The sequence below is a fragment of the Brevibacillus sp. TJ4 genome (assembly GCF_044627595.2).
In the GTDB taxonomy this organism is placed as follows: domain Bacteria; phylum Bacillota; class Bacilli; order Brevibacillales; family Brevibacillaceae; genus Brevibacillus.
Genome location: NZ_CP185865.1, coordinates 1,968,643 through 1,982,210, shown reverse-complemented (window position 1 = coordinate 1,982,210; position 13,568 = coordinate 1,968,643). Strand labels below are relative to the sequence as shown.

At 55.6% G+C, this 13,568-nt stretch carries 11 protein-coding genes; all 11 read right to left on the bottom strand.

The window, feature by feature from the left end:
- Positions 1-57: 57 nt before the first annotated feature.
- Entirely contained in the window at positions 58-1,770 is a 1,713-nt protein-coding gene (locus tag ACAF76_RS09655; protein WP_421617718.1) for a methyl-accepting chemotaxis protein, read from the bottom strand.
- A 215-nt stretch (positions 1,771-1,985) separates the two neighbouring features.
- A complete protein-coding gene (locus ACAF76_RS09650) occupies positions 1,986-2,879 on the bottom strand; it encodes a hydroxymethylglutaryl-CoA lyase (protein ID WP_421617904.1) in 894 nt (297 codons plus the stop codon).
- A gap of 6 nt (positions 2,880-2,885) precedes the next feature.
- Positions 2,886-4,241 carry a tripartite tricarboxylate transporter permease gene (locus tag ACAF76_RS09645; protein WP_421617717.1) on the bottom strand — a complete coding sequence of 452 codons (1,356 nt, stop codon included), beginning with the start codon at positions 4,239-4,241 and terminating at the stop codon, positions 2,886-2,888.
- Positions 4,238-4,672, bottom strand: coding sequence for a hypothetical protein (locus tag ACAF76_RS09640; RefSeq protein ID WP_421617716.1), 435 nt, complete (start codon positions 4,670-4,672; stop codon positions 4,238-4,240). The genes ACAF76_RS09645 and ACAF76_RS09640 overlap by 4 nt, the downstream gene beginning before the upstream one ends.
- Entirely contained in the window at positions 4,656-5,954 is a 1,299-nt protein-coding gene (locus tag ACAF76_RS09635; protein WP_421617715.1) for a hydroxymethylglutaryl-CoA reductase, degradative, read from the bottom strand. Before ACAF76_RS09635 ends, ACAF76_RS09640 begins: the two co-directional genes overlap by 17 nt.
- Positions 5,955-6,225: 271 nt before the next feature.
- Positions 6,226-6,795: a helix-turn-helix domain-containing protein gene (locus ACAF76_RS09630; protein ID WP_421617714.1), complete on the bottom strand. Its 570-nt coding sequence runs from the start codon at positions 6,793-6,795 to the stop codon at positions 6,226-6,228.
- A gap of 139 nt (positions 6,796-6,934) precedes the next feature.
- On the bottom strand, positions 6,935-7,825 hold the full coding sequence (locus tag ACAF76_RS09625; RefSeq protein WP_421617713.1) for a nitrilase-related carbon-nitrogen hydrolase: 891 nt from the start codon (positions 7,823-7,825) through the stop codon (positions 6,935-6,937).
- A 30-nt stretch (positions 7,826-7,855) separates the two neighbouring features.
- Positions 7,856-9,241 (bottom strand): dihydropyrimidinase, encoded by a 1,386-nt coding sequence (gene hydA, locus ACAF76_RS09620; RefSeq protein WP_421617712.1) that lies wholly within the window; start codon positions 9,239-9,241, stop codon positions 7,856-7,858.
- Positions 9,242-9,288: 47 nt separating this feature from the next.
- A complete protein-coding gene (preA, locus tag ACAF76_RS09615; RefSeq protein WP_421617711.1) occupies positions 9,289-10,578 on the bottom strand; it encodes an NAD-dependent dihydropyrimidine dehydrogenase subunit PreA in 1,290 nt (429 codons plus the stop codon).
- Positions 10,579-10,655: 77 nt separating this feature from the next.
- The gene (locus tag ACAF76_RS09610) at positions 10,656-11,993 is read right to left on the bottom strand and encodes an NAD(P)-dependent oxidoreductase (RefSeq protein ID WP_421617710.1); all 1,338 of its coding nucleotides are present in this window, start codon (positions 11,991-11,993) and stop codon (positions 10,656-10,658) included.
- Between the two features lie 163 nt (positions 11,994-12,156).
- Positions 12,157-13,560: a M20 family metallopeptidase gene (locus tag ACAF76_RS09605; RefSeq protein ID WP_421617709.1), complete on the bottom strand. Its 1,404-nt coding sequence runs from the start codon at positions 13,558-13,560 to the stop codon at positions 12,157-12,159.
- Positions 13,561-13,568 lie beyond the last annotated feature (8 nt).

The following is a 13,568-nucleotide window of genomic DNA, read 5'->3' as shown; positions in this document are numbered from 1 at the left end:
GAACCGCACAGCAGCACAAAAAAACTGGAACCCCATCTCGGCGGTTCCAGTTTTTTATCAGACGCGGAATTTGCTCACGGATTCACGCAGCTTCTGCGCCAAAATCGTCAGGTTTTCGCTGGAGCGGGCCATTTCCTGCATCGTCGCCAACTGCTCTTCGGCATTTCGCGAAACGCTCTGCGTATGCTCGACAGCAACTTCTGTTACCCTGTTGATTTCGTCCATGGACGCGGCGACCTGCTGTACACTGGCCGACATTTCTTCGGATGCGGCGGATACTTCCTGAATCTGATCGGCCACGTTCTGCGAGGAGCCGACGATGCGCTGGAATGTCTCGCCTGCTTCCTGGATGACCTGGGAGCCTTTCTCCACTTCATGCTTACCTTCCTGCATCACAGAAACGACCTTGCTAGTCTCCCGCTGGATTTCCTCAATCAGTCGAGCGATTTCCCGCGCGGATTCTTCCGACTGTTCGGCCAGCTTTCTCACCTCTTCGGCGACGACCGCGAAGCCTCTTCCGGCCTCTCCAGCACGGGCCGCTTCAATCGCTGCGTTCAGCGCCAGCAGATTGGTTTGCGAGGCGATGCCGGTAATGACATCGACAATTTTGCCGATCGCCTCAGAACGCACGCCCAGTCGCTGAACATGCTCGGCGGCCTGGAAGACCGATGCGGAAAGCGAAGCCATCTGCTCGACCGCGTTAATGATTTGCACTTTCCCCTGATTCGCTTCTTCGGCTGCTTCCACCGACGATTCAGAAACAGAAGCAGAGGTATCGGCAATACGCTGGATGGCGATCGACATTTCCTCCATTACCTGGACGCTTTCCTTCGTACGTTGGCCCTGCAGCTCCGACGTCGAAGCGATCTCCTGTACACTGCCGATCGCCTGCTGGGATGCCTGGGCGGTCTGCTCGGCGCTGGCAGAGAGCTGTTCCGAGGAGGATGCGACTTGCTCACTGGCTTCCTTTACTTGCAGGATCAATACGCGAAAATGCTTGACCAGATCATTGAATGCAGACCCGAGCTGACCCACTTCATCCTTGGAGGAGTAAGAAACAGGCGCAACCGTCAAATTCCCCTGCGACAGCTCATTCATCTTGGTCATCACTTCGCGCAGCGGAGCGGTGATCATTTGTGAAATCTTGTATCCCACCATCACGGACACGAGCACGGATACAGCCATAACACCGAGCATCAGCAAACGCGACAATTGCTCTGATTGATGGCTCTCGGCGCGGATGTTTTCAGCCTGTTCGGAACGGTAGTTCGCCCAGTCAAACTGCTTTTCCGTAATAATGTTCACTGTCTGCTCCGTAGCGCGGTACAAGGAATAGGCGTATTCCTGATTTCCTTCCTCGACCATTCGCTTGACGTTTTCCAGCGTGTGGTAATACTGTTCCAGGTACTGGCTGATGACACTGGCAAATTCATAATCGGGATCATCCAGTCTGGCCTGCATCAGCGTGTCAAACAGCATACCGGCATTTTCGCGGCGCAGGTCCAATTCCTGTGCGTAGGCGCTGTAGTTGTTTGCACCCGGGTCCATCAGCATTTTGTACACGGTGGCATCGATCGCGCGAACCTCCTGCCGCCAATCGTTCAGCCACTTCACTGGGAGAAGCTGTTCCTCGTACATTGTCTGGATTCGATCACCCGATACTCTCAGATTCATGTAGCCGGTAATTCCCACACCCAAGAGGAAAAGAGTCATAATAAGAACAAGAATAAAAATTTTACTGCGTGTACTGCGGTTCCGAAAAAACCCCATCCCTTTGATCGTCAGCTCCCTTCGCCAATCGTTTCGAAACTATCAAAATCTTTGAACACTGTATAATGCTAGCAAAAAAAGGATTAGCAGTCGAGCATATGTAAATTTTATTGACAGAATTTACTTTTTCGGTTTAGCGTGATGAAAAGCGGGAATATAAAAGGATTGTGCATCAGAACATGCTTATGTGTCCTGGGCACAATCCTCTTTTTTGTTTAGCAGATTTGCATCTGGTGGCTCATCAGTTTGCGGCCCCATTTTTCTTCCAGAAAGCGTGCAGAGGCGCGCAATTTTTCCTGGTCAATCCCCGTCTCCATCCCCAATCGATCGAGCATGAACAGCAGATCGTCTGTCGCCAGATTGCCAGAGGCACCCGGCGCGTACGGACAACCGCCGAGACCGCCCAGTGCGCTGTCAAAGGTCGATATGCCCATTTCCAGCGCGAGCAGTGTATTGGCCATGGCCAGTCCGCGCGTGTCGTGAAAATGCAACGCCAGTCGCTCCGCCGGATAGCGCTTCAGCATCTCATCGAGCACCTCAGCCACTTGTCTTGGATGCGCGATGCCGATCGTGTCTCCCAGCGATACCTCGCGTACGCCCATCTCAAACAATTTTTCCGTCACATGCAGTACCGCGTCCAGCTTGACCTCTCCTTCGTACGGACAGCCAAATACGGTAGAGACGTAGCCGCGTACGGTTTTTCCCGCCGCCAGCGCCGCTGTTGCCGTTTCTTCCAGCACCTCCAGCGTCTCTTCGATCGACTTGTTGATATTTTTTTGGCTGTGGCTCTCGCTGGCTGACAAAAATATCGCCACCTCGTCCACATTGGCTGCCAATGCACGCTGCAAGCCGCGGATGTTGGGCACGAGCGCCGCATAGGCAACTCCGGGGACGCGATCGATGCCGCTCATCACCTGGTCAGCGTCTGCCAGTGCGGGAATCCATGCAGGATGGACGAACGATGTCGCTTCGATGTAGGATAGCCCTGTTTGCGAAAGCTGGTTGATCCACGCGATCTTGTGCTCAGTAGCGAGAAAGGTAGCTTCGTTTTGCAAGCCGTCGCGCGGCCCCACCTCCCGAATCTGTACCTTTCGCGGAGTCAGCTTCATCATCGCTTACGCCCCCACCAGTTTCATCATCATATAGGAAGAACCGTAGAAAATCATAAACTGGACACCAGCTCCGACACCCAGCACGCGGTTGAGCAGTCCACCTACGGCAGCCATCGTCAACGCCAGCATCACACCGACCAACTGCGCCTCATAAAAGGCAAGCAGGCAGGCAAGCCCGACAAACATTCCGACAATCGCTTCCTGGCTGATGTACTTCATCACAAACACTGTCGCCGTCCGAGCGTAGTTCATGGCAAACGGATACGCGATCAAAGAAGCCACCACAAGACCGATCAGCCCGTAGAAGAAGAAGTCCCAGGCGCTCAGCATGTTGTGCAGGTTGTTCACCGGGTCACTGGTAAATACGGGCGGCGCGTTGAACAGGGCTGCAGCCGGCCCCAGAGCCACCGGAGAAAGCGGAATCCCGAACGCCAAAAGCGGAATGATCGCTTCGGCAATGTAGGTCGACTCCGTCACGCCGTTCATCGCAGCAAGGCTGGAGGTCGATTTTTTGTACGTGCCCTTGTTGCGCGAACCGACGATCTCGCCCATCAAGGATGTCATCCCCACCGGACTGAATGCAAAAGTGAGTGAGGAGATAAACGAGGTAGCGGACGTATGCGCCACCTGCCGTCTGGTCAGGACTCGGAACGGATTCGGGAAAAACCCTTTCCACGCGTTCATCTCCGGTGCCAGATGATATTCATTGGGACCGCGCCGGACCAGATTTTTTCTGCCGCTCGCAGACAGCGAGAGCAACAGGTCGTAGAACATCGGCCCGATGGCGATCCCGAGAAAAAAGCTGATGCTCAAGTGCTTGTCCACCATCTGAAAGCTGAACGTGTCCAGACTTTTGATAAAGAAGGCAAAGGGGATAATCATGGCGATGCTTACCCATTTCCCTTTTGAAAAATAGGCGATCAACACAGCCGCGAGCGTAAAGATCAAACCGGAGGCCGATTTGAAAAAGTCGGCGAACTGGCCGAGAAATTGCCCGAACAAGACTGCCACAGGCAGCGCGATAAAAGCTCCCAGCAAGCCGCCGGACAGCATTTTGCGCAAAGCGACATGCGGCACTCCGAGGCGGCGCAGCGTGGAGGCGTGGTCCACCAGCGGAACGGCCGTCGTATCGCCCGGAATCCCCATGAGGGCTGTCGGGATCGCGTGGGTCAAATGCTTGGCCAGCACGGCAGCCATGAAGAACGACAGGACGGCTTCAGGCGGTGCGCCGAGCAAAATGACCAGCAAGGTAAAAGGTACCATGATAGCGGTTTCATCGGTCCCTGAAATCAGACCGATCAGGGTGAAAATCAATGCGCCCAACAGCGCAAGCAAGATCGAAATCATCAACACGCTCATTTGCCTTCACGCTCCCCGCTTCGCTTGAATGTTTCCAGAATGCCAAGTTCCTCCATCTCTTTGCGCGTCACAGGGTCATTCACAATCAGCTCGTACTCTGTCTTTGCGTCGATTTGCAGATCATCCATGATCGCGTGCAAATTTTCCGCACTCGTCTGCTCTTCCTTCAACTGGCGGCTCGGCTTGAACAGGCGCGCGCATACGATCAGGGCGAGCACACTTCCCCCGATGCCCAGTAAAAGCGAGTACGAGTTTACCATTTTGGCTTCCGCCAGGCTGGGGAAAATCGCCTGGCCCAAAAAGAATCCGCCAATCGTGCAGGTCACACTAATCACGACGGAGAGAAGCAGGCTGGAGGGAACAACCGTGTCCCCCAGCACCTCCAAATACTCTTTTGGCGCTTTCTCGGTCTGTCTATCCTTGCTTGTCACTTCCGTCTCCATGGACATCCCCCGTTTGCAATTGTTTGGTCAACTCCAAAATCTTGTCATAGCGGACATCTTTTGCTGCGATCGCCATCTTCACGACCAGATCGATCTGCTCATCCGTCGCTCCTGCCATCACTGCCAGGTTGCGGGCGTGCAGGGCCATATGTCCCTTTTGAATTCCGTCAGTCGCCAGGGCACGCAGCGCTGCCAGATTTTGCGCCAATCCGACAGCGGCGATGCAAGCTGCCAGCTCTTCTGCTGACTGGACATCCATGACTTTCAACGCGAGCCGGGCGGTAGGATGAGACTTGGTCGCTCCCCCGACAATCCCTACTGCCATGGGAAGCTCCAGGCTGCCCACCAGGTTGCCGTCCTGGTTCAGTTCCCAGCGCGTCAGCGAGCGATAGCGGCCGGACACAGAGGCGTACGCATGAGCCCCTGCCTCTACAGCGCGCGTATCGTTGCCTGTCGCCAGTACGACTGCGCTGATGCCATTCATAATCCCTTTATTGTGTGTGGTCGCGCGATACGGATCGCACTCGGCGAATTCATAAGCGCGTACGATGTTGGCCACGACTTCGCTGCCGCCCAGCTCTTCTGCGGAGAAGACAGCTCTGGCGCGAACGAGGCGACGGTCAGCCAGGTTGGAAATAATCCGAAGCACTACGCGTCCCCCCGTTATTTCCTCGATGTATGGCGCTACCGCTTCTGCCATCGTATTTACCGCATTCGCCCCCATCGCGTCGCGCGTGTCGACCAATAGATGCAGCACGACCATCGGTTCTTTTGCCCGCTCGATGACATGCACCTCGACATCGATCGCGCCTCCACCGAGCGAGACGAGAGTCGGGTCCTTGGCATTGCAGCGGTCCAAAATTTCCTGCTTGTGTTCGTAAATGCGCGCCTGTGCCCCGTACGGATCAGGCAAGTCGACGATCTGTATCTGCCCCCGCATGATGGAACCGCTCAACGATGTGTGAAAACCACCCAGATCGTACGCCGTGCGTGCAGCGTTGCTGGCAGCCGCGACGACAGACGGCTCTTCGGTCGCCATCGGGATGAAGCGGTCGACGCCATTGATTTTGAAATTGACAGCAACCCCGAGCGGTATCGAAATGACACCGATTACATTTTCGATCATGGCGTCGGCGGAACGGATGGAAAAAGGCTGTGCGCCGGAGAGAATCTGTTTTTCTTCGCCATTCAAGTTCCGTGCTTGCGCAATCAATTCGAGCCTTTCCTCGGGTGACAGTCGATAAAAACCGGAAATTCGTGTTGTAGCCATTCTGATTTCTCCTACTCTATCTGGATTTGATCTCTCTTTTTCTCATGTGCCAATGTCTTTACCACTGCTTTGCATTAAAACGCTTTCAATCAGTCGCGAAGACTCACCTCCCGACAGCGTGTGTTTCCTTTCATTCAACTTAGTTGAATGGTTTTATACTACTATACGCCTCTTTGTTTGTAAATATGAAGAATTTAAAAAATTTGCAAAGAAAAAACCAGTCATCGTTTACATGCGACTGGTTTTCTTCCACTCTTCTATCCTGTTGTTTCTATCGTTCATTCGCCGGTTGAATGAAGACGCTTAAGACTTTCGCCTCCGTCTCTTGGTACGGCAAAAAAATATGCGGCTTGGCTCCCGAAAAATAGGCCGTATCTCCCTCTTCCATCACGTAGCGTTCCCCGTCATACAGCAGGATGATCGCTCCGCTGACGATGTAGATGAACTCCTCCTCGGGATGCGTATACGGCTCGGTGTACGTCATATCCGGCGGGACGGTAACGAGTATCGGCTCGATTTTGCTGAAGCGGGAGCGATTTGCCAATGTTTCATACAGGTAGCCCATCTCCTTGCTGCCCATCTTTGTCGTACGCTGCTTGTGGGGAGACAAGACGAGATGCTCATCCCGATTTTCTTCCAGAAACCAGGCCAGCGGGGTTTGCAAATGCTCCGCGATCTTGGACAAGGTGGCGACAGCAGACGCCGTTTGTCCGTTCTCGATCTTGGACAGGAGGCTTTTGGTCACGCCGCAGCGGTCGGCAAGCTCCTGCTGGGTAAAGCCGCGGCTCAATCTCGCTTTTCTGATTCGTTTTCCAATCTCGGACAGCTCGATGTGAAACATCCCCTTCTCATTTCTTTCCAGTATTATTATAGCCCAGGCGAAAGGAGGGGATCAACCAGGTTGAATACAATTCAATCGGATTTATTGCTTCCCTGTGAACAAAAAAAGAAGGCGCCGCAGCACCTTCTCCCGCCGTCGTTTACGGCAGCAGTTTGACCATGTCTTCGTACGTTTCCGGTCGGCGGTCGCGATAGAACTGCCAGGTGTCCCGGACCTCGTGAATTTTGTTTTTGTCGATCTCCCCGATGATCACTTCGTCCTTGTCGCGGCTGCCGACGGTCACAAACTGGCCACGCGGATCGACGATGTACGACTGTCCGTAAAATTCCCCCATATTCCACGGCGCTTCCACTCCGACGCGATTGATCGCTGCGACGTAGTAGCCGTTGGCGACGGCGTGCGCCGGCTGTTCCAGCTTCCACAAATACTCGGAGAGACCGGCAACCGTGGCGGACGGGTTGAAGACGATCTCCGCGCCGTTTAGCCCGAGCAGCCTTGCTCCCTCAGGAAAATGGCGGTCGTAGCAGATGTACACCCCGACCTTGGCGAAGGCGGTGTCAAATACAGGATACCCGAGATTTCCCGGCTTGAAGTAGTATTTTTCCCAGAAGCCGCAGCCGCTCTCCCCGACCCCGACATGAGGGATGTGCTGCTTGCGGTACTTGCCGAGATACGAGCCGTCCGCATCGATGACGGCGGCCGTGTTGTAATAGGTGCCGATGCCGACTCGCTCGTAGATCGGGACGATCAGCACCGTGCCCAGCTCTCGCGCCAGCCCGCGGAACAGCTGGATGGTCGGGCCATTCGGGATTTCTTCGGCCGCTTCATACCACTTCGTATTTTGCTCTGCGCAAAAGTACGGTCCGTAAAAAATCTCCTGCAGGCAGATGATTTGCGCGCCCTGTGAGGCAGCTTCCTGTACCATTTTGATATGCTTTTCAATCGCCTTTTCCTTGTGGACGTGTACCGGCTTATCGCCATGCACATCATTTTTTGCCTGGATCAGCCCGATTTTGACTTTGCTTGCCATCTGCACTCCCCCTTTTCTGCCACGATTCCGCTACGGTCTGGCGAATGTGGCTCGTTTCAAATAGCGCCCATTTCCGGCCTGCCCGACGAACTCTTTCTCCCGCACGACGAACGCGCCACGCGACAGGACAGATACTACCTCGCCGTGTACCTGCATCCCTTCGAACGGATTGTAGTCGACGTTCATATGATGTGTCTTCGCGGAAATGGTGCGCTCGGCTGCCGGATCAAACAGCACGATGTCGGCATCGGAACCGACGGCGATCGTCCCTTTTTGCGGGAACATTCCGAACAATTTGGCTACCTTGGTCGAGCTGATGTCGACGAACTGGTTGAGGCTGATCTTTCCTTGTCGTACCCCTTCCGAATAGAGCAGTGTCAGGCGGTCTTCGATGATCGGGCCACCATTTGGAATCTTGGTGAAATTGCCGCGGCCCAGCTCTTTTTGCCCGGAAAAGTTGAACGGGCAGTGATCGGAGCCGACCGTCTGCAAGATGCCGTTTTTCAACGCGCTCCACAGGACGTCCTGATGCCATTTCTCGCGCAGAGGCGGGGACCAGACGTACTTCGCACCTTCAAAATCGGGACGGTCCAGATCGGTAATATCCAGCACGAGATACTGCGGGCAAGTCTCGCCGTAAATATTCCAGCCTTTTTCCCGCGCTTCGGCGATCCGGCGCACCGCATCGGCGCACGAGACATGCACCACGTACAACTGCGCATCAGCCAGCGCGGTCAGTGCGATCGCTCTGCCAGTCGCTTCTCCTTCCGCTTCCGGCGGACGGGTATAGGCGTGATAGATCGGGTCGGTATTTCCTTCGCGCAGCGCCTTGTTGGTCAAATAGTCAATCACGTCCCCGTTTTCTGCGTGCACCTGGACGAGAGCCCCGAGCTCTTTGGCGCGGATCAAGGTTTTGAACAGCGTCTCGTCATCTGCCATCAATACGTTTTTGTACGCCATGAACACCTTCAGCGAGGTGATGCCCTCCTGATCGATCACGGTCGCAAGCTCTTCCAGCACCTGGTCGTTGGCGTCTGCGATCATCAGGTGAAAACCGTAGTCGACGACCGCTTTACCGTTTGCCTTTTCGTGCCAGGTCGCGATCGCCTCTTGCAAGGACTGCCCTTTTTGTGTCAGGCAAAAGTCGACGATCGTAGTCGTTCCGCCAAAGGCAGCCGCCTTGGTGCCCGTGAAAAAGTCGTCAGAGGTGACAGTGCCGCCGAATGGCATGGCGAGATGCGTATGCGGATCGATTCCTCCCGGCAGAAGATACAAACCTGTCGCGTCGATCACTTCCGCTTGCCCGACTTGCAGGTCATTGCCAATGGCGACGACCTTTTCCCCTTCGACCAGTACATCAGCCTGGTAGGTGTCGGCGGCGGTGACCACAGTGCCGCCACGAATCCATTTTTTCACACTCGTTTCCTCCTTCTGAACATTTCTTGTCTGTCCGGCAAAGACGCCTAGTGTGCTCCGCCAGTCTCCACACTGCCGCCCGATGCCAATGCCGCTTGCCGCTGATTCCAACTGAGCGGAGGTTTGTTGCTTCTGATTTCCACCATGTCGATCGCCCCTTCCACCGGACAGACGATGGAACAGAGGTTGCAGCCGACACAGTCTTCCTCGCGCACGATCAGTTTTTCCTTGCCTGTCTCGGCATCGCATACGCGGTCGATGCACTGGTGCGACGTATCTTCGCAGGCGATATGGCATTTGTTGCACGTGATGCAAATCTCTTCGTTGATCCGCGCTACCACTTTGTAATGGAGGTTCAGGTTGCCCCAGTCAGAATAAGTGGGAACCGACTTGCCCACGAGCTCCATTACCGAGCTGATCCCGCGCTGGTCGAGGTAGTTGTTCAGTCCATCGATCATGTCCTCGACGATGCGAAATCCGTGGTGCATCGCAGCGGTACATACTTGTACGCCAGTCGCGCCCATCAGCAAAAACTCGACCGTATCCCGCCAGTTGGAAATGCCGCCGATGCCGGAGATCGGGATGCCTACCTGCGGGTCGCGCGCACATTCCGCCACCATGTTCAAGGCAATCGGCTTGACTGCCGGACCGCAGTAGCCGCCATGCGCCCCTTTGCCGTCTACATGGGGAATCGGCAGCCACGTATCGAGATCGACGCCCATCAAGCTGTTGATCGTGTTGATCATGCTGATTGCGTCCGCTCCTCCTTGTGCCGCAGCGCGTGCGGTGAAGCGAATGTCGGTGATATTCGGGGTCAGCTTCACAATGACTGGCGTCTGTGCCACTTCTTTTACCCACTCTACCTGCTGGCGGATCAGGTCTGGATGCTGGCCTACCGCAGATCCCATTCCCCGCTCTGCCATCCCGTGCGGACAGCCGAAGTTCAGCTCCAGCCCGTCTACGCCGACCGCCTCGACCTGTTTGACGATTTCATGCCACGCTTCCCGCTTGTGCTCCACCATCAGCGACGCGATCAAGGTGTGGTGGGGAAAGCGTTTTTTCGTCTCGTCCATTTCCCGCAAGTTCACTTCCAGCGGCTTGTCGGTAATCAGCTCGATATTGTTGAACCCGACCACGCGCTGCCCGCCCAGATGCAGACCGGCAAAACGGGAAGTGACGTTGATAATCGGTTCTCCCAGCGTCTTCCACACAGCGCCTCCCCACCCGGCTTCAAATGCGCGCTGCACCTGGTAGCCGGAGTTGGTCGGCGGCGCGGAAGCCAGCCAAAACGGATTGGGGGATTTGATCCCTGCCAAATTGATGCGAAGGTCCGCCATTGTACTCTCCTCCTTTTTGCGTCATTCCATCGCCACATCCGAAAAATGTGGCGTCCTGTTCCTCGAAAAACGCGCGCTCAGCCAACCAGCACCTGATGGATCGCCTGCGCTGCCCGCTTCCCCTGATTCGCTGCATCGACGACCATCGCGTCTGTCTTGCCACCGCCAAAGACGACGTCGCCTGCGGCAAAGACGCGCGGGTTGGAGGTTTGGAATGTTCCGTCCTCGACCTGCACCACTCCGTGGCGGTGCGCCAGGCCAAATGATTCAATCAGCGGAACGAGCCGGCTTTGTCCAATCGCCTTGACGACGTAATCGACCTCAATGGAAAACTCGCTCCCCGGAATCGGCACCGGCTTTTTCCGCCCCTTTGCATCCGGTTCGCCTGCGAGCTCCATGCGCACCAGCTCCAGCCCTGTGACGCGACCGTTCTCGCCAAGAATCCGCGTCGGTGCCACGAGCCAGCGGAACTCTACGCCATCCTGCTTGGCAAATTCATACTCAAACGGATAACAGGTCATCTCCTTGGCGGTCCGCCGATACAAAATTTGCACTTGCGCCGCTCCCAGGCGGACCGAACAGGTCGCAGCGTCGATCGCCGTGTTACCCGCGCCGATCACCGCTACTTTTTTGCCCACCATCCGTTCGTCGAGCGGCTTTGTCTTCGTCTCCTCCACAAAAGAAATCGCATCCAATACCCCTTCCAGCTCCTCGCCCTCGATTCCGAGCGATGGCACCTGCCCCATCCCGCACGCCAGCAGCACGGCGTCGTATTGGGCCAGCAGCTCATCCGGCTGCACGTCTACGCCTACCTTGACGCCGGTGCAAAACTGTACGCCCAGCGAAGCGACCTGTTCGACCTCCCACAGGGAGACATCCTGCGGCAACCGGAAGGAAACGATCCCATACGTGTTGAGTCCGCCTGCCTTTTCCTTCGCTTCATAGACTGTCACCTGATGCCCCATTCTCGCCAGTTCACGGGCAGCGGACAAGCCAGCCGGGCCAGAGCCGACGATGGCCACGCGATTGCCGGTTGCCGTACCTCGGGTGAACAGGGAGACGTTGTTTTGCATCGCCCAGTCCGTGGCGTGGCGCTGCAGCAAACCGATCATAATGGCACGTGAGCCGGAGTCGTGATTTAGTACACAGGCACCTTCGCACAGCTCCTCGGTGGGACAGACACGCGCACAGCTTGCCCCTACCGGATTTGCCTCCATGATTGTCCGTGCCGATCCGAGCAGATTGCCTGTCGCAATTTTCTTGATAAAGGAGGGTATGTCTATCGAGGTAGGACAAGCCTTGATACAGGGCGCATCATAGCAGTAGAGACAGCGGTTGGCCTCATCGATCGCTTCTTTCGGCTTCAGCGCTGGCACTGCTTCGCGAAACTGTTCCTGAAGTTGCGAAATGCTCATCACATCTTTACCTCCTGTTCGTATTGGAGTAAAAACATCCTTGCTATTAATGAATGTCCCGACATGTTCATTTATGTATCTTTGTACTCCTGTTTTTGGGTACAAAAAACCAGCCTGACATCACGACGTGCGTGCATCAGGCTGGTTGGATCGTATCATCTCTTTATTTTTTCGCAGAAGGGACGACGCCATCAGGAATCGGGCAAACGTACCCTTTTTCGCCGACGCGCTGGCGCAGTTCTGCTTTGGCCTGCTCGATCAGCTCAGGGTTCAGCAGCATGTCAACGGCTGTTGCCGCCATGACTTTTCCTGCGTGCAGCATGCCCTTGTGCGCGATCGAGGTAGCGCCGAGCGTTACCCATTGCCAGGAGTGGGCCGGTGAGCCGAGAACGAAGCAGGCTGTCGTGCATTGTGCGGTAGGGGTAATCCAACTGACATCCCCTACGTCCGTAGATCCGTACAGCGGAAGCGTTCCGGTATACGGATTGAGGCGATCAGCCAGGTCTTTTCCCATCAGCTCCGGATTCATCCGGCGGACGCTGTCGATCTCCTGTGCGCTCAACGTCGCGCGAACGCGCCTGGCCAGCTCCAGCTCCTGCTCGTCATGCGAGGGAATGCCGAGCTCGACGTAATTGCGGTACATCACGTTTTCCAGCACAGTATTCGGCACCAGGTTGGAGCACGCCTTGTCAAAGACGATCTCCACTTCGGTACCAGTCATCAACGCTGCGCCTTTGGCAATGTCGCATACCCGTTCGTAAATTTCTTGTACCTGCGACACTTCCGGCGCCCGTACGAGGTACAGCACTTCGGCGTTCGCCTGGACGACGTTCGGGGACAGCCCGCCCGAATTGGTGATCGCGTAATGGATTCTCGCTTCCTGGATGATGTGTTCACGCAAATAATTGACGCCGATATTCATCAGTTCCACGGCATCCAGCGCACTGCGGCCCAGATGGGGACTGGCGGCTGCATGCGAGCTTTTGCCTTTGAACTTGAAGTACACCTGGTAGTTGGCCAGCGTGCTGACCGCCATAATCGCGTTGTAGTCCATCGGATGCCAGCACAGCGCGAAGTCGAGGTCATCGAACAACCCTTCGCGAGCCATGAAGGTTTTCCCCGAGCCGCCTTCCTCGCCCGGACATCCGTAATAGCGAACCGTACCCGGGAGCTGGTGCTTCTCCATGTACTGCTTGACGGCAATCGCCGCCGCCAACGAACCGGTTCCGAGCAAGTTGTGGCCACAGCCGTGACCGTTTCCGCCCGCAACGACAGGAAGCTGCTCGGCAACGCCTTTTTGCTGGCTCAAGCCGGACAAGGCATCGAATTCGCCCAAAATCCCGATGACCGGTTTGCCGCTGCCAAAGCTGCCAACAAATGCCGTCTTGATTCCGCCAGCACCGCGTTCGACGACAAAGCCTTCGTCTTCCAATGTTTTGCACAAAAGTTCCGCGGACTTGAATTCTTCAAAACGCGTCTCCGCGAAGTCCCAGATTGAATCGCTGACTGATACCAAAAGATCCTTTTTTTCCTCAATGATCGCTGACAGGACCTGACGATAATCCACGCTAACTC